This is a genomic window from Agaribacillus sp. DX54, assembly GCF_056858335.1.
On the sequence record NZ_JBXEQE010000007.1, the window covers coordinates 88,987 to 115,311 of the forward strand.

23 protein-coding genes are annotated in these 26,325 nt (G+C 41.6%); 11 read left to right on the top strand and 12 right to left on the bottom strand.

Features of this window, described 5'->3' with window-relative positions; all coding sequences use genetic code 11:
• Positions 1–141: 141 nt before the first annotated feature.
• From AC04NP_RS10290 to AC04NP_RS10300, 3 genes are all read right to left on the bottom strand, one after another.
• Positions 142–384 (bottom strand): acyl carrier protein, encoded by a 243-nt coding sequence (locus AC04NP_RS10290; RefSeq protein ID WP_482859631.1) that lies wholly within the window; start codon positions 382–384, stop codon positions 142–144.
• A 146-nt stretch (positions 385–530) separates the two neighbouring features.
• A complete protein-coding gene (locus AC04NP_RS10295; RefSeq protein ID WP_482859633.1) occupies positions 531–1,916 on the bottom strand; it encodes a sensor histidine kinase in 1,386 nt (461 codons plus the stop codon).
• Positions 1,906–3,285, bottom strand: coding sequence for a sigma-54-dependent transcriptional regulator (locus AC04NP_RS10300; protein ID WP_482859766.1), 1,380 nt, complete (start codon positions 3,283–3,285; stop codon positions 1,906–1,908). Before AC04NP_RS10300 ends, AC04NP_RS10295 begins: the two co-directional genes overlap by 11 nt.
• Before the next feature lie 315 nt (positions 3,286–3,600).
• Between AC04NP_RS10300 and AC04NP_RS10305 the strand changes: the two genes are divergently transcribed.
• Positions 3,601–7,053 carry a pyruvate carboxylase gene (locus AC04NP_RS10305; protein ID WP_482859635.1) on the top strand — a complete coding sequence of 1,151 codons (3,453 nt, stop codon included), beginning with the start codon at positions 3,601–3,603 and terminating at the stop codon, positions 7,051–7,053.
• 10 nt (positions 7,054–7,063) lie between these two features.
• Here AC04NP_RS10305 and AC04NP_RS10310 read toward each other — a convergent pair whose 3' ends face one another.
• Entirely contained in the window at positions 7,064–7,648 is a 585-nt protein-coding gene (locus AC04NP_RS10310; RefSeq protein ID WP_482859637.1) for a hypothetical protein, read from the bottom strand.
• A 205-nt stretch (positions 7,649–7,853) separates the two neighbouring features.
• Entirely contained in the window at positions 7,854–8,054 is a 201-nt protein-coding gene (locus AC04NP_RS10315) for a hypothetical protein (protein ID WP_482859639.1), read from the bottom strand.
• A 191-nt stretch (positions 8,055–8,245) separates the two neighbouring features.
• Here AC04NP_RS10315 and AC04NP_RS10320 point away from each other — a divergent pair, with 191 nt between their 5' ends.
• From AC04NP_RS10320 to AC04NP_RS10335, 4 genes are read left to right on the top strand one after another with little or no spacing between them, the layout of a single operon-like run.
• Positions 8,246–8,458, top strand: coding sequence for a hypothetical protein (locus AC04NP_RS10320; RefSeq protein ID WP_482859641.1), 213 nt, complete (start codon positions 8,246–8,248; stop codon positions 8,456–8,458).
• 25 nt (positions 8,459–8,483) lie between these two features.
• On the top strand, positions 8,484–8,915 hold the full coding sequence (locus AC04NP_RS10325; protein ID WP_482859643.1) for a hypothetical protein: 432 nt from the start codon (positions 8,484–8,486) through the stop codon (positions 8,913–8,915).
• Position 8,916: 1 nt separating this feature from the next.
• Positions 8,917–9,954, top strand: coding sequence for a Rieske 2Fe-2S domain-containing protein (locus AC04NP_RS10330; RefSeq protein ID WP_482859767.1), 1,038 nt, complete (start codon positions 8,917–8,919; stop codon positions 9,952–9,954).
• A gap of 10 nt (positions 9,955–9,964) precedes the next feature.
• Positions 9,965–10,816, top strand: coding sequence for a hypothetical protein (locus AC04NP_RS10335; protein ID WP_482859645.1), 852 nt, complete (start codon positions 9,965–9,967; stop codon positions 10,814–10,816).
• A 36-nt stretch (positions 10,817–10,852) separates the two neighbouring features.
• Here AC04NP_RS10335 and AC04NP_RS10340 read toward each other — a convergent pair whose 3' ends face one another.
• From AC04NP_RS10340 to AC04NP_RS10365, 6 genes are all read right to left on the bottom strand, one after another.
• Entirely contained in the window at positions 10,853–12,787 is a 1,935-nt protein-coding gene (locus tag AC04NP_RS10340; protein ID WP_482859647.1) for a PAS domain-containing sensor histidine kinase, read from the bottom strand.
• Positions 12,788–13,003: 216 nt separating this feature from the next.
• A complete protein-coding gene (locus AC04NP_RS10345; protein WP_482859648.1) occupies positions 13,004–13,774 on the bottom strand; it encodes a hypothetical protein in 771 nt (256 codons plus the stop codon).
• A 78-nt stretch (positions 13,775–13,852) separates the two neighbouring features.
• Positions 13,853–14,113 (bottom strand): hypothetical protein, encoded by a 261-nt coding sequence (locus AC04NP_RS10350; protein ID WP_482859650.1) that lies wholly within the window; start codon positions 14,111–14,113, stop codon positions 13,853–13,855.
• 430 nt (positions 14,114–14,543) lie between these two features.
• Positions 14,544–15,227, bottom strand: coding sequence for a tRNA (5-methylaminomethyl-2-thiouridine)(34)-methyltransferase MnmC2 (mnmC2, locus tag AC04NP_RS10355; protein ID WP_482859652.1), 684 nt, complete (start codon positions 15,225–15,227; stop codon positions 14,544–14,546).
• Positions 15,220–15,708: a 2-C-methyl-D-erythritol 2,4-cyclodiphosphate synthase gene (ispF, locus tag AC04NP_RS10360; RefSeq protein WP_482859654.1), complete on the bottom strand. Its 489-nt coding sequence runs from the start codon at positions 15,706–15,708 to the stop codon at positions 15,220–15,222. Before ispF ends, mnmC2 begins: the two co-directional genes overlap by 8 nt.
• A gap of 21 nt (positions 15,709–15,729) precedes the next feature.
• Positions 15,730–16,968 carry a M16 family metallopeptidase gene (locus AC04NP_RS10365; protein ID WP_482859656.1) on the bottom strand — a complete coding sequence of 413 codons (1,239 nt, stop codon included), beginning with the start codon at positions 16,966–16,968 and terminating at the stop codon, positions 15,730–15,732.
• Positions 16,969–17,118: 150 nt separating this feature from the next.
• Here AC04NP_RS10365 and AC04NP_RS10370 point away from each other — a divergent pair, with 150 nt between their 5' ends.
• The 6 genes from AC04NP_RS10370 to AC04NP_RS10395 all read left to right on the top strand — a co-directional run bounded on the left by AC04NP_RS10370 (position 17,119) and on the right by AC04NP_RS10395 (position 24,041).
• Positions 17,119–19,101, top strand: coding sequence for an alpha-ketoacid dehydrogenase subunit alpha/beta (locus AC04NP_RS10370; RefSeq protein WP_482859657.1), 1,983 nt, complete (start codon positions 17,119–17,121; stop codon positions 19,099–19,101).
• A 111-nt stretch (positions 19,102–19,212) separates the two neighbouring features.
• Positions 19,213–20,934 carry a hypothetical protein gene (locus tag AC04NP_RS10375; protein ID WP_482859659.1) on the top strand — a complete coding sequence of 574 codons (1,722 nt, stop codon included), beginning with the start codon at positions 19,213–19,215 and terminating at the stop codon, positions 20,932–20,934.
• Positions 20,935–20,959: 25 nt separating this feature from the next.
• The gene (ytxJ, locus tag AC04NP_RS10380; RefSeq protein WP_482859661.1) at positions 20,960–21,319 is read left to right on the top strand and encodes a bacillithiol system redox-active protein YtxJ; all 360 of its coding nucleotides are present in this window, start codon (positions 20,960–20,962) and stop codon (positions 21,317–21,319) included.
• A gap of 154 nt (positions 21,320–21,473) precedes the next feature.
• The gene (locus AC04NP_RS10385) at positions 21,474–22,202 is read left to right on the top strand and encodes a hypothetical protein (protein WP_482859663.1); all 729 of its coding nucleotides are present in this window, start codon (positions 21,474–21,476) and stop codon (positions 22,200–22,202) included.
• Between the two features lie 236 nt (positions 22,203–22,438).
• Complete coding sequence (lipA, locus tag AC04NP_RS10390; RefSeq protein ID WP_482859665.1) at positions 22,439–23,329, top strand: lipoyl synthase; 891 nt, start codon at positions 22,439–22,441, stop codon at positions 23,327–23,329.
• A gap of 61 nt (positions 23,330–23,390) precedes the next feature.
• Positions 23,391–24,041: an HAD family hydrolase gene (locus tag AC04NP_RS10395; protein ID WP_482859667.1), complete on the top strand. Its 651-nt coding sequence runs from the start codon at positions 23,391–23,393 to the stop codon at positions 24,039–24,041.
• A 126-nt stretch (positions 24,042–24,167) separates the two neighbouring features.
• Here the strand turns inward: AC04NP_RS10395 and AC04NP_RS10400 are convergent, their stop codons facing one another.
• Positions 24,168–26,324 carry an insulinase family protein gene (locus AC04NP_RS10400; protein WP_482859669.1) on the bottom strand — a complete coding sequence of 719 codons (2,157 nt, stop codon included), beginning with the start codon at positions 26,322–26,324 and terminating at the stop codon, positions 24,168–24,170.
• Position 26,325 lies beyond the last annotated feature (1 nt).

The following is a 26,325-nucleotide window of genomic DNA, read 5'->3' on the forward strand; positions in this document are numbered from 1 at the left end:
AAAAAGAATCATCCGGCTGCCTCGTTCAACGCGGGAATAGTACCGTTGTTGCTGGTCTTGCCAGCTTTGTGAACAGCGGCTGATAAATAGATCAGAGGGTAGTTTGGTTAGGAAAAGTAAGTAGGTTCGCGGCTGATCCGATTATTTTTCACCTATTTTTGAGTTAATATAATTAACAGCCTGGTTGATCGTTTTCAATTCCTCAGCGTCAGTATCGGGGATTCTTATGTTAAAGTTTTGTTCAAATTCCATGACCAGCTCAGCATAATCCAGGGAATCAATCCCCAGATCCTTAACAAAATTCGCGTCAGGTGTAATTTCAGTGGGTGCCAAACCTATCTTATCAATCAATATTTTCTTTACACCTTCATAAATTTGATCCATAGTAAATGCGTATGAATGAGGTTAGTTCCAGAATTGGCCCGAATTTAAAAAAAGATTTTTAATAAAAGTACATTATGTAATGATTATTTGAAGTCTGTCACGATCATGCCAGAGATGGTGAAAAATCAGTCGGTCATATCAGATTTTCAAAACTTAAGCAGAAACTCCGTACCTTTTTTTAATTCGGACTTGACCGTGATATTGCCCCCATGCTGCCGCATAATTTGCCGGCTCAGTGCCAGCCCGATGCCGGAACCATTTTTTTTGGTCGTGTAAAACGGAATAAAAATCTTGGTAAGGGCCTCTTCTTCTATTCCCTGACCGGTGTCGGCAACTTTGATGTAGGTGTTTTTCTCGTCCTGAAAAGCATGAACGCTGAGCAGTTTTTCCCCGTTGTCGGGTTCATAGTGGTGATCTTCCTCCTCATCGTCCCTGATCATTGCCTGATTGGCATTTTTGATCAGGTTGATAAGTACCTGTTCAATTAATTCCTGATCCAGATTAAGAATCAAATCTTCAGGTGTTACCTCAAAACTGATGTTAATATCATGTTCTTCAAATTCATGTTTCAGTAAGGTCAGAATTCTTTCAATCAATTCCTTTACATTCACATAATCCAGTTTTGGCGTTGGAATCTGGGTCAGGTTCCTGAAATCGTTTACAAAGCGAATCAGCCCCTCACTACGTTTATGTATCGTGCTTACGGCAAGGTGTAAATCCTGGATGTCATCGTTATGTATCGGATTAACATCCATATCATTGGAAAGTTGGATTTCCAACTCCCCTTCAACGGTTGCAGCCAGGGAAGCAATAGGTGTCACAGAATTCATGATCTCATGCGTAAGCACCCTGATTAATTTGTGCCAGGCCTCCATTTCCTTTTCTTCAAGTTCGCTTTGAATATTCTGCACACTAATCAATTTAAACTCTTCTCCTCTCAGGGTTAATTCAATGGCGTAAATCGCAAGTTGCACATTATCCCCATGATGTTCTATTTTGATCAGATCCCTGCCGCCTGTTTTCAATCTGAAAAAACTCTCTACCAACGGCTCGCTTATCAATCGGAGGCTTTTGATATTTTTAATCTGGTTGATACGAAACAGTCTTTTGGCTGCGGTGTTGATAATTTGTATTTCACCTTCTTTATTGAAAGTAACCAGGCCTATCCCAACGTGTTGAACGATGGTTTTCAGGTATTGGTAATGGGCCTCCTTTTCGGCCCTGATTTCACGAAATTTGTTCATCACCTTGTTGAACTCCTTGTAGAGCATGTCCATAGAAGTGCCGTTGCCCCGGGTGGGGTAGGTGTGGGAAAAGTCGTCGTATTTAATAGAATTCAGGAAGCCGGCTAGCTCGCGGTTGGTTTTCTCGAGATATTTGATCAGGGAAATGATTTGAAATATCAGCAGTAAAACAATCAGTGAGGGGACAATAATGTCTCCATTATCCAAAAGATTTATGAATATAAATAGGGTCAGTGTGATTACCAGCACCCTGGCAACGATATTGAATCGAAAATTCTTAAAGTCCATGTTTTTCCAGCCTACGGTAAAGAGATGCCCTGGTGAGCCCAAGTTCCTTGGCTGCCTTGGAAATATTTCCGGAGTGTTTATTAATCGCTCTTTGAATCACTACCTTCTCTACTTCATCCAGGTTATAATTATCCGACATATCTTTTTTGGCATCCGCTTTTTCGGACAAAAAGAAGAAATCATCCGGATTCAAAACACTGCCTTCGCTCATAATTACTGCCCGTTCAATAGCATGCTGCAGTTCCCTGATATTGCCGGGCCATGAATACTTTTGAAGTTTTTTCAGCGTGGCTGCGGCAATTTTTTTGATTTGCTTGCGGTATTTGTTGCAATAGGTTTTCATAAAGTGATCAGCCAGCAGCGGAATGTCCTCCATCCTTTCCCGCAATGGGGGCAGCTTTATTTCGACGGTATTCATCCTGTACAGAAGATCCTGCCTGAAGGTATTGTCCTGAACCATGTCATGCAAAGGCATGTTAGTGGCACAGATCAAACGTATGTCGACAGGAATACTTTTGTTGGAACCGATCCTTGTTACCTCACGGTTTTGCAGCACAGTCAGTAACTTGGATTGCAGCGGCATGCTGAGGTTACCTATTTCATCCAAAAACAAGGTGCCCCGGTTGGCTACCTCAAACCTGCCCGCCCTGTCTTCTTTGGCGTCGGTAAATGATCCTTTTTTATGGCCAAACAACTCGCTTTCAAACAAAGTTTCAGTGATGGCTCCCATGTCGACACCTACAAAAACATTGTCTTTGCGTATGGACCGCTGATGCAAAGCTCTGGCGATCAATTCTTTGCCTGTGCCGTTTTCGCCCAATATCAGCACATTGGCATCGGTTTTGGCTACTTTGTCAATGACTGAAAATACATTTTTCATGGCATCACTTACACCAATGATATCTTTGAATGGTTGATTCATATCATTTTCCAGCAGTTTTTTGGCCTGCTTAAGCTTGTCGACCTCTTTGTAGGATTTTTTCAGTTTTATCGCTGAGGAAATGGTGGCCAGTAATTTTTCGTTTTGCCAGGGTTTAAGTACAAAATCCGTAGCCCCGACTTTCAGGGCTTTTACAGCCATTTCGACATCACCAAACGCCGTTATCAAAATAACTACTGCGGACGGGTCGATTTCTAATATTTTTTCCAACCAAAAAAAACCCTCTTTGCCACTGGTGATATCCTGGCTGTAGTTCATGTCCAGTAATATGACATCATAGGTGTCATTATTCATCAGAAACGGAATTTTTTTGGGGTTTTTTTCGATGATTACATCATGGGCATGCTTTTTAAGTAAAAGTTTGGCTGCCAGTAATACATCTTCATTGTCATCGATAATTAGAATTTTACCTAGTTCTTTGTCCACCATCGTTATATTTTGTTTAGCCATCAATTTTCATTGGCTACCTAAATAATGCCAAAGGGCAAAAGGTGTGATTTTGCCTGTTTAACATGCAAAAATATACAAATTCTTTTGAAATATGTTCATAAACGAACAAAAAAATGTATCGAAACCGAACAGATTTCAGGAGAAAACCAAAGGGTGGTCAAAACAATTTTTTATACAAACTCAAAAAATATTCAAGTTTTCACCTTTGGCGTGTATATAAGAAAAAATTAAATTAAATTCGTTGCCTGTACTAGAATAACATTTGATTATTAAACCCTACAAACAGGTAAAAGCATGCAGGATCAATTAAAAAAAATTGATAAAATATTAGTGGCCAACAGAGGTGAGATTGCCATAAGGGTGTTGAGGGCGGCATCTGAATTGAGAATAAGGACCGTGGCGATGTATACTTTTGAAGACAGGTATTCCTTGCATCGTTATAAAGCAGATGAGGCCTATCAAATTGGAAAGGATACCGATCCGCTGAAACCTTATCTGGACATTGAGGAGATCATTGGATTGGCCAGGCTACATAAGATAGATGCCATTCACCCGGGCTATGGTTTTTTATCTGAAAATGTACATTTTGTCCGCAGGTGCAAGGAGGAGGGAATAATCTTTGTTGGCCCTGAGCCGGAGGTGATGGAAAAGTTGGGAGATAAAGTAGCCGCCAAGGAAATTGCACAACAGGCAAATGTGCCCATCATCCGGGATAGTGAGGAGGATTTGATCAATTTCGATATTGCCGGAAAAGAGGCACAGCGGATAGGTTATCCGGTAATGATCAAGGCGGCTGCTGGCGGGGGAGGCCGGGGTATGCGTGTGGTGCGGAACGATGAAGAATTACAGAAGAGTTTTTCCGAAGCAAAAAACGAGGCTTTAAATGCTTTCGGTGACGATACCGTCTTCCTCGAAAAATATATCGACAACCCCAAACACATTGAAGTGCAAATCATGGGCGATAACTATGGCAATATCGTTCATCTTTACGAACGCGACTGTTCAGTGCAACGGAGGTTTCAAAAAGTGGTAGAGGTAGCACCCTGCCTGGCGCTGAAGGACGAAACCAAACAAAAAATTTATGATTATGCGCTGAGTATTTGCCGGTATGTGAATTACAACAACGTAGGCACCGTCGAGTTTCTGGTAGACCGGGAGGAAAATATTTTTTTTATCGAGGTCAACCCCAGAATACAGGTAGAACATACCATCACCGAAGAAGTCACAGGTATCGACATAGTAAGATCTCAAATATTGATTGCCCAGGGGCGGCGACTGGAGGATCCCAGAATATTTATCAACGGTCAGGACGATGTAAAATGCATTGGTTTTGCCATTCAATGCCGGGTCACCACAGAAGATCCGGAAAATAATTTTAAACCGGATTACGGAACGATTATTGCCTACAGGAATGCAGGCGGGTTCGGTATCAGGCTGGATGAAGGAAGCTCCTATCCGGGAGTCCGGATTTCACCGTTTTTTGACTCTATGCTCGTAAAAATATCTTCGTCGGGACGCACTTTAAAAGGGGCCGCACAAAGATTGCACAGAACCTTGACCGAATTCAGGATCAGGGGAGTGAAAACCAATATCGGATTTCTTGAAAATGTATTGACCAACCCTACTTTTTACAGGGGTGAAGCCACGGTCAGGTTTATTGATGACCATCCCGAACTGTTCGAAATCCCTAAGAAAATGGACAGAGGTACCAAAACCCTGCGATACCTGGCCAATGTAATTGTAAACGGGAATAACGATGTTAAAAACATAGAGCATAACAGAAAATTTATTGTCCCGGTAATACCTCATTTCAATAAATATGAACCCTACCCAAAAGGCTCGAAAGATAAGCTGACGGCGCTGGGAAGGGATAAATTTCTCGACTGGGTCAAAGCCAGTAAAAATATATTTTATACGGATACGACGTTCAGGGATGGCCACCAGTCGCTGCTGGCTACCAGGGTAAGAACCCTGGACATGTTACATGTGGCAGAGGGGTTTGCTAAAAATCACCCGCAGACTTTTTCAATGGAGGTATGGGGTGGGGCTACTTTTGATGTAGCCATGAGGTTTCTCAGTGAAGATCCATGGCAACGCCTGCAGCTTATTCGCGAAGCCATTCCCAATATTCTGTTGCAAATGTTGCTGAGGGGCTCCAACGCAGTGGGCTATAAAGCCTATCCCGATAACCTGATTGAGCAGTTCATCGAAAAATCCTGGGAAGCAGGCATTGATATTTTCCGGGTATTTGATTCGCTCAACTGGCTGGAAGCCATGAAAGTGAGTATTAAAACTATCAGGGAAAGGACTGAAGCCATAGCAGAAGCGGCCATCTGCTATACAGGCGATTTGCTTTCACCTGACAACAAGAAATACACCCTGGATTATTACCTGGATATGGCCCGTCAGTTGGAGGATATGGGGGCGCATATGATCGCGATCAAGGATATGGCGGGCCTGCTGAAACCCTACGCGGCAGAATTGCTGATAAATGAGTTAAAAAAGGTGGTTGATCTGCCCATTCACCTGCATACGCATGACACTTCGTCAATACAGTCCGCCACCTATATCAAGGCCATTGAGGCCGGTGTGGATATTGTTGACGTTGCATTAAGCGCAGTTTCAGGCCTTACTTCCCAGCCTAATTTCAACGCCATCGTTTCTTACATGCAAAACCACGAAAGGGACCAGCCTAATGATATCAAATCGCTGAATGAGTTTTCAAACTATTGGGAGGTGGTAAGGGAATATTACTATCCTTTTGAGTCAGGTTTAAAAGCAGGAACTGCAGAGGTTTATGAACACGAAATCCCCGGAGGACAATATTCGAACTTAAAACCCCAGGCCATTGCCCTGGGACTGGAACATAAATTTGAAGAGATCAAGAAAAATTACGCAGTAGTTAATCAGTTGTTTGGTGATATCGTAAAAGTGACCCCATCTTCTAAAGTTGTCGGTGATATGGCACTTTTTATGACTTCCAATGACCTGACTGCCAACGATGTGATGAAGGGCGATAATTCCCTCGCCTTTCCTGAGTCTGTCGTTAATTTTTTCAAGGGCGACCTGGGACAACCACACGGTGGTTTTCCGAAGGAAATACAAAAAATAATACTAAAGGAAGAAAAGCCATACACAGACAGGCCCAATGCCCACCTGGAGCCGGTTAACTTTCACCTGGAATTTGAGGCATTTCAGGAGAAATTTGATGCTTCATTAACCATCCTCGACTTCCTTTCCTACTCTTTGTATCCTAAAGTCTTTGAAGATTATTACCACCGGAAACAGATTTACGGAGAGGTGATGAACATCCCTACACCGGCATTTTTTTATGGATTACAAAATAATGAAGAGATACTGGTGCAGATTGCCAAAGGAAAGTCCATCATTATCAAAATGCTCTACGTTTCCGATCCCAATGATAAGGGGATCCGCACAGTATCGTTTGAATTGAATGGGCAAACCCGAAGAATAGATGTAAAAGACGCCGGCTTTAAAGCTACCAAACCTACACACAGAAAGGCCGAAAGTGAACATGAGATCGGTGCTCCGTTACAGGGAAGGATAGCTAAAGTGTTGGTTAATAAAGGTGATCGGGTGAAAGAAAACACCCCGTTGTTTGTGATTGAGGCCATGAAAATGGAAACAACAGTCGCGGCACCGTTTCCGGGGAGTGTGAAATCAGTCTTAATTGAAGCAGGTGAAATGGTGGAGCAGGATGACCTGGTGATTGCCATGGACATCTGATACTTTGGAACTAAAATTCGTGGGCGATTTCTTCGTCCGGTCGCAAGGAGTAATAAGACAGGTTAACATTAATCACATCTTTGTAGGGGATTACAAAAAAGTCTCCTGGTACATTGTAATAATTTGCATTTTCATCAATGTCCTTGTCTTTGATATTTCTTCGTCTTACATAGGAAAGGATGAGGTAGTCCAATCCCCCGCCTTCGCTGGTTAATTGGTAATCTTGCAAAACGCCCGAATATAAGAGTGATTCATTTCCGACATTTACCACAACATCCACATATGTTACATCAATTTGCTTTTCTTCGCCCGAAATATGAGGAAAGTCGAGCGCTTCGCCCTGTAGTAAATAATGCCAATGATTTTTAAACCTTAGCAACTTATATCTGCGGTCTAACTTTAATTTTCTGATGACACCTTTTAAAGTCAAACCTAAAAAGGCCAGCCATACCCAAAGTGATACATTATAAGTTAAAATATTAATGACCTGCCCTTTTAAGCCTTTAAAGGTTGCTATGAACCTGGCGTGATCCGGGCCTTTAATCAGAATGGCCAGCGTTTCAAAGTTAATTTCATAGCCCAATACTTTTGACATGAAAATATAATTTACAAACTGGAATACAGTGCCTGGGATGATGGAAGACAGAAAAACGGCAAATGGTGTGGATTTGAAATATTCTTTTGAAAACTCTGCGGTATAATAAAACCTTCTGAATATTAATCCTGGGACAATAAATAACAAAAAAAGTGTGATTGCCCCGATCGCCAGATTCATGAATCCAGGTAGCTAGGAGTGGTGCCTAAGAAGCTTTCTTTATGGAATGCTCACGAACCGACCGCAACGTATATTTTTTTCCATTGTACTGAAAATCAGCACTTTCTTCTCCTTTTCTGAGCTTGTAAATAGCCTTCAGCAATTTCTCTTTTTCCTCGTGATTGCCAAGAATTTCATTTACTTTCTCACTAAGTAAGGGTCTTACGGTTCTGAAAAAATCTAGCATATTATCAATATTGTTTATTTAATAATACGAAAGTTAATAAGTTATGGTGGCACTCAAATAACTTTTTATATACACAAAGTTGTTAAAAAAATCACAGACTTCAAATATTTTATGAACAGTTGAGCTACTTATTCATTGAAAAATGATTAATAATTCGATATATTCAGTGGTACTTTAACCTATCGAAGCCCATGGAAGTTGCTGTAAGTTACATTTTCGCGGCCATCGGCATTTATCTGCTGCTGGGCTTTTTGTATTACCTGGCTTTCATTTTTAAGTGGGCAGCGCAGTTAGACGAAAACACAAAAGGTTCCGGTATTGGATTTAAATTATTAATACTTCCCGGAACACTGGCGCTGTGGCCTGTTTTATACTGGAAATGGAAAAAGAGAAACAAAGCGTAAATTTATATACCTGAACGTCTGTCGAATGATAAGACCTTTAAGAAAAAGACACCGGGTTACCTGGCTGGTAATATTTGTCGCCGTCTCAATATTGTTTATCAGGTCCTACAGATCACCTGGTACTTACACTGAAAAAAGTGACAATCCGGTCATGGATTCTCTATCCCTTATGGAAAGTGTATCGGCTTCAGGTACTAACTACGATGCCAGTTTAGGTACGCTGGAGTCGGGCGAGAAAGTATTGCGGTTACATATAAAAGTATTATTCGGATCACCGGCCCCCGGAATATACCTGACCAAAGGAGATCCGGCAGATATGTCACAGCTTCTGTGGCTTGGCGATGTGAATGAAACCGGTAGCTATCAGTTTAAATTGAATATTTGGAGTGATAATTATCGATTGGTGGTCTATGATCCGGTAAAAAAGATCACATTAGAAACTTTTAATTTTGAGTAAAATGGGCCATCGATATACTGCCGTACTCTGGAACAGACAAAAGAAAATTTATGACCTGGTTATACTGTTGGCTATTTTCCTGTACCTGCTCCTGTTTATATTAACGGCCCGGTTCCTTAGCCCCGGGATTACCGGGGAAACCATGGTCATCAGGGCTACGGGTTCATTGGCTTTATTAATGCTGCACGTGATTTTATCTATTGGCCCCCTTTGCCGGTTAAACAGGCGGTTTTTACCTTTGTTGTATAACCGGCGGCATCTTGGGGTGAGTATGTTTGTCATAGCTGCCATTCATGGTGTATTCAGTGTGCTTCAATTTCATTCCTTAGGCAATGTGAACCCGCTGGTGTCGGTGTTTGCTTCAAACCAGGATTATGACAGTTTGCATAATTTCCCCTTTCAAACCCTGGGTTTTTTGGGCCTGACCATATTTTTTCTCATGGCCGCTACCAGCCATGACTTTTGGCTTGCAAATCTGGGCCCAAGGTTTTGGAAGACTTTGCATATGATGGTTTATGTCGCCTATGGCTTGATCATCATGCATGTAATGTTGGGTATTGTGCAATCTGAGTCTTCAGTTATGTTGGTCACATTGCTGGGCGCAGGTTTTCTTTGGATATCGGGACTGCATTTGTGGGCGGGTTTTAAAGAGGCTGCCGCCGACAGGGAAAAAAGTCTCGATCGACGCGGTTATGTTTTAGTAGGTGAGCTAGGACAGATTCCGGAAAATGGGGCAGTTACTGTGGTTGTTAATGGGGAAAAGGTGGCTGTTTTCAGGTATGACGGAAAGTTATCTGCCATCTCCAATGTCTGCAAGCATCAAAACGGTCCCCTGGGAGAGGGGAAGATTGTAGATGGATGTGTCACCTGCCCCTGGCACGGCTATCAATATTTACCTCATAATGGTTGTTCTCCTCCCCCTTTTACTGAAAAGGTGGCTACTTATGATGTATTGCTGGAAGAAGAAAAGGTTTATCTCAATCCCAAGCCCTATCCGGAAGGAACAACAAGAAATCCGGCTATTATCCGTCAAAACTGAATTTGTATCGATGAGAAAGAATGAATTTTACATTGGCTATCTCCCCAAAGCTCCCGGGACACTGGCAAGATGGTTGAGAGGAATCATTGCTGTTTTGTTAGCATTGCTTTCGTTAGTAGCCGTTTTCGTGGCTGGCAATCAACAACCTTTTGCCGAAACATATTTTGAATATGGAAAATCTACTCAGCTAAAAGGCGTCGTATCTTTGACACCGGTGCCAAGGTTGATTATGAAAACAGGCGTGGATTTAAAAGGCCGGGATGTTACCAAATCGATTTTACTGGTTAACTTCGGAAAAAGCGGAGCGGCTGAGATATTTCACAATGTTGAAAAAACGTCAGGCAGGCCCCTCACAGCGCTGGAGTTTACCCTTCAGGGCTCATTAATTTACGGAGAAGGAAAGGTGGTTTTTGAACTAACGGATCAGCATGCCTCCGTCCTTGATTATGTGCCCTTGAACCAGCCCTATTCCCCGGTAAAGATGAACGATCTGGGAGAACAATCCATTTATGGAGAAATCATAGATCCCAAGTGTTATTTTGGTGTGATGAAGCCCGGCTTTGGCAAAGTACACAGATCCTGCGCCATCAGATGTATTTCCGGGGGTATCAGTCCCGTTATGGTCACAAAAAATGAGAATGGGGATAAACAGTTTATTTTATTAACCGCCGGCAACTCCGCTACAAGCAGTCATAAAATTTCTAAACTTGCAGGTAAACCTTTGACAATCAACGGCCAATTAACCCAGATGGATGATTGGTTAGTATTGTATTATAATGAGCAGGAACTAGCAAAAATCCAGCATCAAAAATTCGTGGCTGGTCCTCTATTACCACATCAGGGAATAACAATATGTAATTAAACAATCCCCCCCACACCCACACCCAAACTCACACCCTCACCTCCCATTGGGTATTTCTATCGTGAAAGTACTCCCTTTTTTCAGTTGCGTTGAAAGCCTGATCGTGCCACCTAGTTTTTTAATGATTTCTTTAACGATGTAAAGGCCCAGGCCGGAGCCTGTACTTTGTTCCGAGGCGCGGTAGAACATATTAAACACCTTATCCTTATGGTCATCATGAATGCCATTACCATTATCTTCCACTACAATTTTGGCTTTGGAATAATTAGTTTCGACTGATATTTTTATATACGGGTGATCTATGTAGGTTTTTCGGAATTGTACAGCATTGACCAAAAGATTTTGCAGCGCTTCGGTGATCCTTACTTTGTCGGAGTAAAAGGGTATTTGTGCATCGATGTTTAGCTCCCTGGTGACGTTTTCTACCCCTTCAAAGTACTGCAAATGGGTAAATATTTCTCCGAATATTTCGTGAAAATCCAGTTTTTCATAATTCACCACCAGTCTTGAGTTGCGGGAATAATGAATGATTTTATTGATAAAATTATCGAGCTTGTTGATGCAGTCGGTCATCTTATCGAGGTACTCATTCCTTTTGTTTTCATCCTTTTCAATTTTGGAAATGTTAATAAGTCCCAAAACACTGGCCAGGGGTGCCCGAAGGTCATGAGCGGCCCTGTATACAAAACTATCGAGTTCATTATTGATTTTGACCAGTTCTTCGTTTTTATCCCGGAGTTTTTCCTCCGAAATTTTCCTGGAATGAATACTTCTCAGATAAATCGAGAGGCCCTCGGTTGAAACATAACCGTGAACTTCAAACCATTGCTGTGAAGGTTCTATAAATTCTTCAAAGTGAATATCCACTTTTCTGTCAAAAGCCTTGTGAAACTGCTCACGCATTTTGCTGGATGGCGAAAACGTTAGTTCTTCCCAAATGTTTTTTCCCAGTAAGTGTTCTTTTTTTTCGTTAAGTAAGATCTCGGCTTGTTTATTAAGGTAAGTAAACTTCCATTCATTATTAATTATGAACATTGCATCTGTGATGCCCTCCAATATATTGATACTCCTTTTAGCGGAGTTTAAGAGTTTTTCCTCCGTTTCCTTTTTATCAGTAATGTCTGTTTCGATGATTACATAATTTGTTAATTCTTCTTTTTCATCGAAAACAGGGCTTATATCGAGATGAAGCCAATAGATCGATCCATTCTTTTTATAACTTACTGTTTCTCCCGTAAACTTTTTTCCAGCGCTGATTTGCTGAATAATACGTTTGTCAAAAGCAGCATAATGAAAATCCTTGGAAAGGTAATAAGGTTTTTCGCCTATGGACTCTTCTGCCAGGTATCCTGTGATATTACAATAACCATTGTTGACCCACTCGATGTTGCCATCTGCATCGGTAATGATCACACCGTTGTGGGTTTTGGTGGCTAACCAGGACAGCTTGGTTAAATCAAAATTTATGTCGGCAGGCAACTTTTGTATGAAAGCAGCCACCTGAAAACCTGGCTTAAAAACACTTAACTTAATCAAAAACTTGTCTGATGGTGTTTTTTCGGAGGTTTTGTAAGCCACAAATTGTTTGTTGCATGCTTTACCTTGTAGTGTAAGCCCCAGGCAGTCAATGAACTGTTTTTCTTCCGATACCCTGAAATACCCGAGGATATCTTTTCCCAACCGCAGCCTGGAGTCAATCTCGATGGCACCTTCACTGATTTCTTCTATACACAACTCATTATCTACGATAATGAAACAATTGGTGCTGTTTAACAAAGATTTGTATTGGCTTTCCGAATTTTTCAGCTTGTCAACCTCCAGCTTTTGCAGGGCCAACTTTTCAGCTAACTTTTTGTTTTTAGTCTTTAATTCCTCATTAGCCTTGAGCAGCTCTTCTGCATCTGGACCATCCTTAATTCCTGTCAGCGGTTGTTTCGCACGCTTATACTGGTCATTCACTAGAGATTTCAAACCAAACTTTTAGATTAAACCAATAATTTATTTTTAAACAGACCAAAAGTTAATTCACCTACTATCAATCCTGGTAAGCCCACTATCTGAAAAGCCTGTGAATTTTAAAACTATCAACATTTGGAAGGGAAAAAAATTGATAATTTTAAGAAAAACCAAGTATGAAAGGTTTTGGCGGAATTGTCACTTTTTTGCCGGTATAAAACATTGATGTAGTCAACCAATCATTTTTGGTTGCACTTTACCGTTGTTCCATTGCTCGAAATACCAATACGTAAAGTTTAAATTGATAATTTCACTATTTGGAATAAACAGCACATTTCCAGGTATTTTATAAGGCAGACTGTCATAGTTATCATCTTTTAAGTATCTTCGTTCAACTTCAGTTAAAAGTATGTATTCCAAACTGCCGTTATTGGATAATTCATAATCAAATATAACTCCCTCATAAATAATAGTTCCTTCATCTGTAGACACCAGGGCATCTACATATACTGCCTTGATGTCTTTAGCAATATTCTTTCTGAGAGGAGATATTATTCTGGGAAAGTCATAAATCTCGCCTTTTACCAGATAATGCCACTTATTCTTAAATCTGAATATCTTACATTTTCGATCCCATTTTTTTGACCTGACCATGAGTTTAAATCCATATCCTGAGAAGCCGGAGAAAATGTATAAGGAAAAGTGAAACCAAAATATATTTGCAGATTGGTTTTGAATGTGCTGAAATACTTCAACCGCCTGGCATTGGCCCATCGACAGTTTGCCTAGCAATATAATGTCTATGTTATGCCCAAGAAGAAAGGCCAATAATAACCAGAGAAAATACAGTACTGAAGCAATTGGAAATGCCTCAAAAAACAGTTCAAAATAACTTTGTTTGAAATATTCCTTTGAAAACTCTTCCGTAAAATAAAACTTTCTGAAAATTAAGCCTGGAATAAGAAAAAAGAATACCAACAAACCTGTTATAGCGATATTCATTCAAAGAAAAAATAAAAAAATCCCCCCGAAGAGTTTAAGTCATATTGTTGATAGACGTAATAAAAAAGTTAGCTCATCTTACGGTTTTGTTTTACCGATAAATTTTTCCCACCATGGCTTTTGTGTGGCTGCTTCCAGAAGGCGTTTTTCTGTTTCTTTAGTTAACCTGAAAGTCAAATCTTCTTTATTGCCTTTAGCTCCCCTGAGATTTGCCCTTATCGATTTAGCTACTTTTTTTGCATCTATAGGATTACTAAAAATAATTCTTGCCCGTTCACTAAGCAACCCTGGGTCACTGTTAAAAAAAGTTGTATGCCGTTTGGTTATATCTCTTTTCATTTTTAATTCTTTTTGTTAATAAAGATATAATTTATTTCTCATTTTGTCAACTAAAATCACAAATATTATTACAAAATTTATGCTTGGAGCATTCTTCTGTCTTCTCTTTGAGTTGAAAAGCGTAAAATAGGTGGATATTCACTAGAAGACTTATAAGGTGTAATTTTTCGACCTGACGATCGCAATTATATAATACCAGGTGAAAACTCATGAAAACTTTAATGCTAACTCTGTGGTTGGTGGCTATGGCGTTCTGCACTTCATCTTGCGACCATAAAAACCAGAATCCTTTTATCTCTCGACCTCCTTTGAACCGACCGGTAGGTAACTCCCCCGGAGAAATAGTCCAATCATCCAATGAAGCACTAACAGTAGGTACCATTACATTACCATCAAGACATGAGCCCGTGAAAGCACTTTCATTTTCATTTTAATTTCTCACTGCCCTCACCATCTCCTTTTTCCCCCTCGGCCCATTCAGCGTTTCCACCTTTAATCCCAGCATGGCCAAATCCCTCTTAAATTGTCCCCTTGCACAATAAGTAACCAGAATTCCCTCAGGTACAAGAAGATCAGTAACTTTTTTGATTACGTCACGCGTCCATAGTTCCGGTTGTTTGCCAGGGGCAAAGGCATCAAAGTATATGAGTTCAAATGCCAGAGAAGGTTGATAAGCCTGGAGTGTGATTTTGTGTTTATAAAGGATAAAATTATCCATGATAGCCACCGGTATGTCCCAGTTGCTGGAATGCAGCCTTTGAAATAGTTCAACCTCGTGCGGGTTTTCCAGAAAATCTATATAATTCAGATGATTAATCAGCTCAGGATCAAGCGGGAAGGGCTCGAGACCGTGATAGTTGATGGCATAGTTTTTATTGAAAACATTTAGCATAGTCAACAGCGCGTTAAGTCCTGTGCCAAATCCAATTTCTAACAGATTGATAGGTCGATGCGGGTTTGACCGGATGACATAATCCAATCCGGATTTTACAAATACATGATCTGACTCCTGCCAGGCTCCGTGAAAAGAGTGGTATGTTTCATGAATGGATTCCATATAAAGCGTATGGGAGCCATCTTCAGTGACAATAATTTTGGGCTGAGGGTCAGGCATGGGCTTTCTTATAAATCAGTACTGAAGCATAAGCCGAGATTCCTTCCTTTCTGCCGACAAATCCCAGTTTTTCAGTGGTAGTGGCTTTGATAGAGATAGTATCTGTATCGGTTTCCATGACACCGGCCAGGCATTCTTTCATGGCGGGGATATGAGGATTTAACTTTGGTTCCTGCAGGCAGACAGTGGCGTCCACATTACCTACCTCATAACCTTTGCCACGAATTAGTTTCAGTGTTTCCCTTAAAAGAATTTTGCTGTCAATACCCTTGTATGCAGGGTCTCTATCAGAAAAGTGAAAGCCAATGTCTCTTAAATTGGCTGCTCCCAGAAGTGCATCGCAAATTACGTGGATTAACACGTCAGCATCTGAATGCCCTACAGCTCCCTGGTAGTGATCGATTTGAATACCTCCCAACCAGAAAGGATGACCTTCTTTGAGTCGATGTACATCATAACCCTGACCGACACGTATGTTCATAGTAGTTTTTTTAATACCTGCTTAGTTTTGAGAATGATAGTAAATAGTTGAGCAGTTTTCAGGTGTCAGTATACTGTCTGCCATTAACTTTATCTCGTCGATTGTCACTGATTGGATGATATCAGGCTCCTGATTAACCAAGTCCGGAACCCCTATATTAGCAGCAAAAGCCAGATTCATGGATTGATTTAGCAACTCTACTTCCGAAAACAACAGGGTGGATTCTGCCTGATTTTTCACCTTTACCAACTCATCCTGGTGCAAAGGCTCCGATTTAAACTCATCGATGATCTCCTGAATTGCCTGGTCTGCGGTCTCATGGCTGATATTATTATTTAACATCCCTGAGATTACCAACAAACCCGGTTCCACCGACCCGGTGATATAAGTGTTTAACTTATTGAATAATGGCCGCTCTTTAATCAGTTTCTGGTAAAACCTTGATGAGTTTCCGCGACCCAGCATATCTCCGAGAAGGTCGGCTTGATAATAAGCGCCAGACATTTTACCGGGCATGTGATAAACTTTGTAAATGGCGTTTAAAGGCACTTCGGCTGTTACATCCAGGTGACGTGCGGTTTGCTGTACCGGTTCAGGCGTTAAATTTCTTACATATTTATCACCGGAAGGTATGGGGCCAAACCATTTTTCCGACAAATCCTTTACCTGATTCAGGGTCACATTTCCGGCTACTACCAAAGTGGCGTTGTTTGGCCTGTAAAATTTATAAAAAAATGACCTGACATCTTCTAATGTGGCATTTTCTATATGCGATATGTCTTTACCGATTGTTGCCCATTTATAGGGATGTTTTTGATAGGCCAAAGGCCTCAGCTTAAGCCAGACATCTCCATATGGCTGGTTTAAATACCTTTGTTTGAACTCCTCGATAACCACTTTTCTTTGTACTTCCAGTACCTCCGGGGCAAATGAAAGACCTAACATTCTGTCTGACTCAAGCCAAAACGCTGTTTCAAGATTATTGGCCGGAACAGTCAGGTAATAGTTGGTGATATCAGGGCTGGTAAAAGCGTTATTTTCCCCCCCTACCTTTTGTAAAGGTTCATCGAAGTTTGGAATATTGACTGACCCCCCGAACATTAAATGTTCGAACAGGTGGGCAAATCCGGTTTTATTTTCCTGTTCATCTTTAGAGCCGACATTATACAATAGATTTACCACTGCAATCGGAGTGTTGGGGTTTTCTATCACATAAACATTCAGGCCATTTGAGAGGGTGAAATGCTGATAAGCTATCATCTGTTTTTAATATTTACAGGTGCAAAAATAAAAAATAACCTTATTCTTTGTACGGTATGGGCTTTCAATTACTTTTGTGTGCTTGTGAAGCTATTTCACAAAAACAACTGAGCGTTACCGGAAATTGTTTGGAAACATGAGTGCCTTTCTATGAGATTTTACAGGAAAAACTATTCCGACGAAACCCTGCTTGCCTTGTATGAGGCTTTATTACGGCCCAGATTGATTGAGGAAAAGATGCTGATCTTGCTTCGCCAGGGCAAAATTTCCAAGTGGTTTTCAGGCATAGGCCAGGAAGCAATTTCTGTGGGCTGTACCCTGGCACTCAAAACCACAGAGTACATTTTGCCTATGCATAGAAACCTGGGAGTATTTACAAGCAGGGATATCCCTTATCACCGTTTGTTTGCGCAGTTTCAAGGTAAATTGTCCGGATTCACCAAAGGCAGGGACCGTTCTTTTCACTTCGGTACCAATGAAAATCGTATTGTCGGTATGATTTCCCACCTGGGCCCTCAGCTCGCTATCGCCAATGGTATTGCCCTTGGCTACAAATTGAACAATGAAAGTAAGGTGGTTGTCGTATTTTCCGGCGATGGCGGCACTAGCGAAGGGGATTTTCATGAAGCCATGAATGTGGCTGCGGTTTGGAATTTGCCGGTATTATTCGTAATAGAAAATAATGGATATGGCCTTTCGACTCCCAGTTCGGAGCAATTTAAATTCAAGAAATTTGTTGACAAAGGCCCCGGTTATGGGATGGAAACCGAAAGGGTCGATGGTAACAATGTTTTAAAGGTTTATGAAACCATGTCTAACCTGGCTGCTTCTGTGCGAAGGAAACCCAGACCGGTTTTAGTGGAGATGCTCACCTTTCGAATGCGTGGTCATGAAGAGGCATCCGGCACCAAATACGTTCCGGAAGAGCTGATGGAAAAGTGGGCCAGAAAGGATCCTGTGGACAATTACCAGGCGTTTTTACTCAAAGAAGGAGTCATAAACGAAGAAGTTGACAACGAGATAAGAGGCCTGATAAAATCAGAAATTGATAAGGGGCTGGAAATTGCCTTTGCCGAGGCTACACCTGAAACAGATAGTGCTATGGAACTGGATGATGTATACTTTCCCTACCGGCAACAAGTCATTGATCCGTCCGATAATGGCAAATTGTCTGAAAAAAGATTTGTAGATGCTATTTCCGATGGGCTCAGGCAAAGTATGGAAAAATATGCAAATCTCATTCTTATGGGACAGGATGTTGCTGAGTATGGTGGAGTTTTCAAGGTGACCGAAGGAATGGTTGAAACTTTCGGAAGGGAACGGATCAGAAACACACCTTTGTGCGAATCGGCTATCATTGGAGCTGCGCTGGGTCTATCTATCAAAAAGTTCAAGACAATTGTTGAAATGCAGTTCGCTGATTTTGTTACCTGCGGTTTCAACCAGATTGTTAATAACCTGGCCAAGATCCATTACCGGTGGGGGCAGCATGCCGATGTAGTTATCAGGATGCCTACGGGGGCAGGTGTCGGTGCAGGTCCTTTTCACTCTCAATCCAATGAAGCCTGGTTTACTCATACACCTGGCCTTAAGGTAGTTTATCCCTCCAATCCTTACGATGCCAAAGGCCTCATCAATGCTGCGATCGAAGATCCTAACCCCGTGATGTTTTTTGAACATAAAATGTTATACAGATCCCTTCAGGAGGCAATACCCGATGATTACTACACGGTCAGGATCGGTGAAGCCAGCCTGATGGCTGAAGGGGAAGACTTATCCGTGATTACCTATGGGGCAGGCGTTCACTGGGCATTACAAACTTTGGAGGAAATGGGGCATATTTCAGCCGATGTGCTGGATTTAAGAAGCCTTCTGCCCTGGGATAAACAGGCCGTGGAAAATACGGTCAGAAAAACTGGCAAAGTAATAATATTGCACGAAGACTGCCTGACCGGGGGTATTGGCGGTGAAATTGCAGCCTGGATTGCTGAAAATTGCTTTACAGGTCTGGATGCACCGGTAATGAGGGTTGGCAGTCTGGATACACCAGTACCATTTTCTACCTACCTTGAACAAAATTTTTTGCCAAAAAAACGTTTTAGAATAAAGCTGCAGGAATTGTATGAATATTAATTGACACGTGACTCCCTGTTAATAAGTCATTAATGTATGAATTAGATTATTAATAAAGATTTTTATAATGATATATGCAGTAAATTACGTGTGTAAATTGGGTAAACTGTTTTGAAACATATCAATGCTTCTCGGTGGATTAAAAACGTGGCGTTTTGGCGGATAAAAGGCAGGTCATTTTCCTTGTGCCTGGGTTTGCTTTTACTGGCTTTCACGTTTTCCAATCCCGATGCATTGGGTCAGGCCCGTTCAGCCAGCAATAAAGATAAAAAGCCCCCAAAAGTAAAAAAAGTTAAAACCAGAAACACCAAAAAATCTAAATCCAACAGGGTAAAGAAAGTAAATCCCAGGTCTGTAAGCGGACGGAGAAACCATAGTAACAAAACGGTAGTCCCCAGCTACACCGACAGAAAACCGGTACCGGTCGTTAAAAAGGTAGTGCCCAAAAGTGCTTCCGGCAAAGTAAGTTATAACAACAAAAAGGTTTCGCCCCGTAGCGCAACCGGTAAAATGAGTTACAAAGACAGGCGGGTTTCCCCGGATGGCACACCGCAAGGCAGAAGGTTTAAAGACAGGAAAATAGTTCCCAGAAGTGCGAGTGGCAGTGTGGCTTTTAAAAGCAGAAAGGTGGTGCCGAGAACGATGACTGGCCAGCAAAAATTTAAAGACAGGGGTGTGGTCCCCAGAAGTATCACCGGACAGACGAGATACAGGGGTAAAGGGGTTTACCCAAGATACAGTCAATTAAACAAAACACCCTATAACCCAAGAGTTCAGGTCAGGACGAGCCGCGGCCGACAAAAATTCCGTGTAGTGACGGTAACCCCAAGATCGATTAGAAGTAACCCTAACTACGGTAGCTCAAGAACTAAAAACCGCCTGCTTACCTATCCGTCAAGCCTGGCTTCTACATATACCGGAGATATAAAAAGAAAGGGTAGAAGAAGACCGGGAAATAAGGCAGGTAGAACACCGGCTTCCCTGCGGGGCGCAAAAAAGTATAACCTGGTGAAAGTATCCGGCCGTTCGTCTGGCAGGCGTCCGAATTCCGGATTTGCGGGGAAACGGGGCCGATTCCAGGTGTTGCCCGGGAAAACCGGTGCACCGTTTGCAGGAAATATAAAGATGAGTGGAAGAAATCCCAAAGGAAATGACCACGGCGTAAACCCCAGGTACTCTACCCATGGTCAAAAGCGATACAAGGTAGTAAAGGTTACACCCAGGTCAATTCCCAATAATCCCAGATACAAGCGAACGAGTAATCAAAATAAGTTAATTACTTATCCTAAAGACATCGGTTCGGTTTATACCGGTAATATAAAATCGAAGAGGGGGTTCAAACACCGTACAAATGACCATAAATACATCTCCTACAGAGGAAATATCAAAATGCGGGAACCAAAACGGGGACAAACCGGTACTAGATACGGAGGGGATATAAAGAGGAAGGAAACGAAATACCAGAGGCTTGATAAAAGTGCCTATATCAAGGGGAGAAGCAAGGCACAGTGGGCGAGCTTTTATCGCCGTAAGACCAGAAAACAAGCTGATTTTATTGGCTTTCAAAAGTACAAACCCACGAAAGAAAAGTGGATGCATCCGAGCGCTGGCTATAAAGTGGGCAGATACAAAAGAACCGTTGAAGCAAAAGAAAGAACCCGGAAAAGGAATTTGTGGTTAAGTAGAATGAAAAAGAATGACGATCAACCCAAATACTTAAAGATGAAAGAAAAGAAAGCCAGGTATGACCCTAAAGAGATAAAAATATGGAGTGATTATGATAACAGCAGGGGCAGGACGGAAGGCAAAAAAGTTAAGAAAAATGACAAATGAAGATTATAATAAAACACACACTTAAATGATGGAATGGAGAAAACTGGAGAACCGGGAGACACTATTAAATATCAAAGAAGAATCTGAAAAAAAACCGGTTTTGATTTTTAAGCACAGCACGAGGTGCTCGATCAGTTCTATGGCCATAGACAGGTTGGCAAGGTCGTGGAAGGATGATGAAATCAATCCTCACTGCCTGTATTACCTGGATTTGATTGCTTACAGAAGCATATCTAACCAAATTGAAGAGATGTTCCAGGTTCCTCATCAATCACCCCAGATATTGATCATTAAAAATGGGCGTTGTGTGTATGACAATTCACATATGGGGATTAATTATCAGGATATTAAAAACAAATTGGCTGAAGTCAGCACCAATAATTAACGTTAAAGACCGTTTTTCAATCAAAAATGGAGATAAATACCCAGTTGGCTGATTTGGCTTTGTGCGCCTCATCTGTTATTTTCATAAAACCAATTACTATTTTTTTACGTTAATTTAAAAATGACTAATTTTGGTAAATGTATTAGATTAGGTGATGGAAAAATTTAAGTATATTGGGTTAGTCACACTTCTGTTTACTTTATATTCTCAACTATCTTCAGCACAAATCAAGCAGGAATATGATTACACCAGTGAGGTGATTTGGGGGATTAATAAAAACACAAACGGCGGTCTTATCGGTGGATTTATTCTAAAACACGGAAGGGAGATAAATAACGGATTATTTGAGATTTTCGGGGTTGAGCTATCAAATGTGAAACATCCCAAAGAGCAACGTACACAAACAGCAAACGGTAGTACTTTTATCTGGGGCAAGCAAAATTATCTATATACGGTCAGGTTGCAGTACGGAAGGGAAAAGATTTTATTCAAAAAGGCCCCGCAACAGGGTGTACAAATCAATGCGCATTTAACGTTGGGGCCGACGATTGGGTTGGTTACGCCCTATTACATTTCCGAAGCCCTGGGGCCTTTCGAGTCCCGCTCTGTTCCTTTCGATCCGGATGTTCATGTAAATCAAAGAAATATTATCGGAACGGGGAGACTTTTTCAGGGATTGGGAGAGGCAGATGTTAAAATTGGTGCCAACCTGAAAAGTGCACTGATTTTTGAGTTTGGTACTTTCAAGAGAAATGTTACCGGTTTTGAAGTCGGATTTATGCTTGAGGCTTTTACCGAGGAAATAGTCATTGTACCCCAGGCTGATAATCGGGCGATATTTCCTTCCGCTTTCATCACACTGTTTTATGGATCGAGAAAATAGATCGACGATACCATAACTAACCCTGCTTTACAGAATTACCGATACGATACAGTCATTTATCACCATGTGGCGTATTCAATAGGTTATACAGCTTTTAGTCGGGAGTTGTTAAATTTTATATCAAAAATGATGAACTTCAGACCTCCTGATTGGCAGTTACCTTTGTCCGCAGATAGGTTATAATATGTAAATATAAATTTGTATTTTTGGTCAATTAAGAAATATGGAGAAAAGAGATGATAGAATTACCGGTAATTACGAAAAGCGACGAAATTAAGACTGATAAAGTCAGGAAACCAAACTGGTTGAGGGTAAAACTTCCGGTTGGTGAAGAGTTCAAAAAAGTTCGTAAACTTGTAGATCAGTATAAACTACATACCATTTGTGAAAGTGGCAATTGCCCGAATATGGGCGAGTGCTGGGGGGCAGGGACAGCCACCTTCATGATTTTGGGAAATGTGTGTACCCGTAGCTGTTCATTTTGCGCGGTAGCTACAGGAAGACCCCCGGAATATGATGAGGAAGAGCCTGTCAGGGTTGCCGAGGCCATCAGGCTCATGGGCGTAAAACATGCAGTCATCACATCCGTTAACAGGGATGAATTAAAAGACCGTGGCGCAGAAATATGGTATCAAACCATTATAGAGGTGAAAAGGAGAAGCCCGGGGACAACTATTGAAACTTTGATCCCTGATGTGAAAGGTAACTGGGATGCCTTATACAGGATAATAGAGGCAGGGCAGGAAGTGGTTTCACACAACATGGAGACCGTTGAAAGGCTTTATCGAAGGGTCAGACCACAGGCTAAATACGTAAGAAGTCTCGAGCAAATAAGACTGACAAAAGAATACGGCAAAAGAACCAAATCCGGTATAATGCTGGGATTGGGAGAAAAACAGGAAGAGGTACATAAGGCCATGGATGACCTGGTCAAAAACGGATTGGATATTCTTACACTCGGTCAATACCTGCAGCCTACCAAAATGCACATAGAAGTAGCAGAGTTTATTCACCCTGATGTTTTTGCCCGGTATAAAGAAGAGGGCTTAAAACGGGGTCTGAAGTATGTGGAGTCAGGACCTTTGGTGCGATCTTCTTACCACGCCGAAAGACATGTGAATGTATAAATAGTATCAAACCCGGCTTTCAAGTCGGGTTTTTTGTTGCCGAAAGTTGAAAAGTTGGTTTATGGAACTGATAGATAGCATCAAGGCAGTACTGTTTGATCTCGATGATACCTTGATGCAAACGAGAAATACTAAGGTAAAAGCCATAAAAACCCTGGGTTTAAGATATTACAATTATGAGATACCCGATGAACTAATTGATAAACATTGGGAAACCCCTTTTTCATCGTTTTATGAAAACATTTTCATGGCGGTTGATGAAGACCTGGATAGAATCCTTGAACGAAGGGAGATGATAAGCGAAGAATTTCGAAATCAGCCCTATGCAGATGCCAAACCAGTATTGACTTATCTTTTGGCTAAATACAAAGTGGGGATTATTACGACTTCCAATAGAAAGGCAGTGGATTCAGAGTTAGCCCACACCGACCTGCCAGTCCTTCAACTGGATTTCATACAAACAGCGGAAGATACGTTTTATCACAAACCTGATCCGAAGGTGTTTGATCCGTCGATTGAAAAACTTATTGCCCATGGGATAAAAAGAAGTGAAATACTACATATCGGCGACTCATTAAACGATTATATGGCTGCCACTGATGCCGGGCTACATTTTATAGGAATTGCCGACAACACCACGCCTGAGACAACATTCACCCGAAAGAACATACAGTTTGTCCGGACACTTTCAGATCTCAAAGTAATTTTATAGTTTCAACCTTCTACCACCTCCGTGTCTCTTTGTGTCTTGGTGCCTCCGTGGTGAACAATGGTCAACCACGGAGGCACCAAGACACAAAGAGACACAAAGTGGCTATGGCATTTATGAGGAAGCAGTTTATTCGACCTTGAAAGTATCCGCAGGTACTTCTTCGTTGATTTTTACTTCATCTACCACCACATTTAATCGCTGCGGACCTACCGTCTGAGATAACGAAAAGGGAATTTTAATGCCACCTACTTCCTGGTAGTTTTTGTATTCCCATGTACTGTTGAGATTACCTTGCGGCGTTTCCAGCACCTTAGAGAATTTTACCTTCAGACCGGTTGCCTTATCGAAATACATAGTAGCTTTTCCTCCGGTCGGATAAGTCATTTCTATAACGTAAGCATCTTTGTTATCTATCTTTTCAATACCTGATAAACTCACCTTCATATTGTGCTTTTCCAAATGTACTTCCGGAAACAAAGAGTTATCAATGATTGACTCTTGTTTCAGTTTGTCAGGCAACGGTACAGCCTGGCCCATTTGTAACATCGATGCATTACTACCGTCAGAAACCCATTTTTGTGCAGTCATGCCTCCCATAGATAACTCAGTCCTTGAATTTAACGGCGTTGCCTTCACTTCTTTCAGGGACAACTCCTGTCCCATAACACTTACTGTGGCGTTGCTGCTGATATTTTTGACAGACATGATCTTTTCCTTGCCACCTATTGCCTGGATGTAATTATTAATCACAGCATGAGCGTCTATGCCTTCAGGTATATCGCTGGTTTCGGTCGGGATGTAATTGTTGCCGTAAATATCATAGTACTTCACCGCTCCGAATTGCTCGAGTCTATCAGACAATTCACTGGCTTTTCCGACTACCAAAATGTAGGCGTTATCTGGCTTCACGTATTTTTTAGCCATTTCCCGGACGTCTTCTACAGTCACGGCTGCCACCTTTTTAAGGTAATTGGGGTAATAATCCCTGGGCATATTATACCTCTCGGTATTCAGGGCAAAATTGGCTACGGTTTGAGGACTTTCAAGTGATCGGGCAAAGCTTCCTGTGATATAATTTTTCATTAATCTCAACTCATTTTCCGTCACCTTTTCATCCCTGATCCTGTTCAGCTCATAAATAAATTGTACGATAGAACTATCCGTCACCTCATTCCGGACACTGGCTGTAGCGTTGAAACTACCTATTAACTCATCAGAGGAAAGAGAAGAATAGGCACCATAGGTGTAACCGTGGGTTTCTCTCAGGTTGGCAAATAACCTGCCTGAAAAGCCTCCTCCCAGGATGTTGTCCATTAACCTGGCCTTGATGACATCATCTTCCCCTGGCTTTAAACTTACAGGATAGGTAATGTTAATAATGGACTGAACAGCCTGAGGCCTGTCAACAAGTGCGACTATTGGTGTTTCCGGGGAAGTGGGCATTTCATAGCTATGAGTGGGTACCTCTCCTTTCTGCCAGCCTCCAAAGTATTTTTTAATAAGTGTTTCAGCTTCCCGTTTGGTAATATCCCCAACGATAGCCATGTAGGTGATGTTAGGTTTAAAGTAGGTATTGTAATAGTTTTTGCAGTCATCCAGGGAAATATTGTTGACTGATTCCTCTGTCACCAACTCCCCGTATGGATGGTTTTTTCCATAACGTAATACCAGTCGCACGTTTTCTGCAATGGCATTAGGGTCTTCCTTTTGGCTTTGTAGTCCTGAGATGGTTTGCTTTTTGATCTTATCAAGCTCTTCGGGAGGGAATGAGGGATTTAAGGTCACATCAGCCATTATAGCCAATAGCTTTTCCTTATGTTTGCTTAATGATGAGCCAAACACACCGGAGGAGGAGGTACTCAGGCTGGCGCCGATAAAATCAACTTCCTCATCTATTTGTTCTTTGGTTTTACTTTTGGTACCCCGACTCAACAAATCTCCCGCGGTAGCAACATAACCTGCTTTTTCACCCTCCAGTATCTGGTCCCTGTCGATAATTAATGAAAATGAGACCATAGGCAGCTTATCATTTTCCACGACAAAGACTTTCAGGCCATTTTCCAGCGTAAACGACTCATATTTCCCGATTTGTATTTCTGGCGCCGGGCCAGGAGTGGGTACTTTTGACCTGTCCGGTTTTGAATCTTCTGTCACCAGTGACGCCATGGCTTTGTCCAGGGTGCTTGTATTGCCCTTTCCGGATGAACCGGCAGTATCCATTTTTTTGGTGGATGTGCAGGATGCGAAAGCCACGGCAATTATGATGTAAAGTGCTTTTTTCATT

Excerpts from the sequence above, each read along its gene's own strand:
- AC04NP_RS10290 (WP_482859631.1), bottom strand. The coding sequence starts at position 384 with ATGGATCAAATTTATGAAGGTGTAAAGAAAATATTGATTGATAAGATA.
- AC04NP_RS10295 (WP_482859633.1), bottom strand. The coding sequence starts at position 1,916 with ATGGACTTTAAGAATTTTCGATTCAATATCGTTGCCAGGGTGCTGGTA.
- AC04NP_RS10300 (WP_482859766.1), bottom strand. The coding sequence starts at position 3,285 with ATGGTGGACAAAGAACTAGGTAAAATTCTAATTATCGATGACAATGAA.
- AC04NP_RS10305 (WP_482859635.1), top strand. The coding sequence starts at position 3,601 with ATGCAGGATCAATTAAAAAAAATTGATAAAATATTAGTGGCCAACAGA.
- AC04NP_RS10310 (WP_482859637.1), bottom strand. The coding sequence starts at position 7,648 with ATGTCAAAAGTATTGGGCTATGAAATTAACTTTGAAACGCTGGCCATT.
- AC04NP_RS10315 (WP_482859639.1), bottom strand. The coding sequence starts at position 8,054 with ATGCTAGATTTTTTCAGAACCGTAAGACCCTTACTTAGTGAGAAAGTA.
- AC04NP_RS10320 (WP_482859641.1), top strand. The coding sequence starts at position 8,246 with ATGGAAGTTGCTGTAAGTTACATTTTCGCGGCCATCGGCATTTATCTG.
- AC04NP_RS10325 (WP_482859643.1), top strand. The coding sequence starts at position 8,484 with ATGATAAGACCTTTAAGAAAAAGACACCGGGTTACCTGGCTGGTAATA.
- AC04NP_RS10330 (WP_482859767.1), top strand. The coding sequence starts at position 8,917 with ATGGGCCATCGATATACTGCCGTACTCTGGAACAGACAAAAGAAAATT.
- AC04NP_RS10335 (WP_482859645.1), top strand. The coding sequence starts at position 9,965 with ATGAGAAAGAATGAATTTTACATTGGCTATCTCCCCAAAGCTCCCGGG.
- AC04NP_RS10345 (WP_482859648.1), bottom strand. The coding sequence starts at position 13,774 with ATGAATATCGCTATAACAGGTTTGTTGGTATTCTTTTTTCTTATTCCA.
- AC04NP_RS10350 (WP_482859650.1), bottom strand. The coding sequence starts at position 14,113 with ATGAAAAGAGATATAACCAAACGGCATACAACTTTTTTTAACAGTGAC.
- mnmC2 (WP_482859652.1), bottom strand. The coding sequence starts at position 15,227 with ATGCCTGACCCTCAGCCCAAAATTATTGTCACTGAAGATGGCTCCCAT.
- ispF (WP_482859654.1), bottom strand. The coding sequence starts at position 15,708 with ATGAACATACGTGTCGGTCAGGGTTATGATGTACATCGACTCAAAGAA.
- AC04NP_RS10365 (WP_482859656.1), bottom strand. The coding sequence starts at position 16,968 with ATGATAGCTTATCAGCATTTCACCCTCTCAAATGGCCTGAATGTTTAT.
- AC04NP_RS10370 (WP_482859657.1), top strand. The coding sequence starts at position 17,119 with ATGAGATTTTACAGGAAAAACTATTCCGACGAAACCCTGCTTGCCTTG.
- ytxJ (WP_482859661.1), top strand. The coding sequence starts at position 20,960 with ATGATGGAATGGAGAAAACTGGAGAACCGGGAGACACTATTAAATATC.
- AC04NP_RS10385 (WP_482859663.1), top strand. The coding sequence starts at position 21,474 with ATGGAAAAATTTAAGTATATTGGGTTAGTCACACTTCTGTTTACTTTA.
- lipA (WP_482859665.1), top strand. The coding sequence starts at position 22,439 with ATGATAGAATTACCGGTAATTACGAAAAGCGACGAAATTAAGACTGAT.
- AC04NP_RS10395 (WP_482859667.1), top strand. The coding sequence starts at position 23,391 with ATGGAACTGATAGATAGCATCAAGGCAGTACTGTTTGATCTCGATGAT.
- AC04NP_RS10400 (WP_482859669.1), bottom strand. The coding sequence starts at position 26,324 with ATGAAAAAAGCACTTTACATCATAATTGCCGTGGCTTTCGCATCCTGC.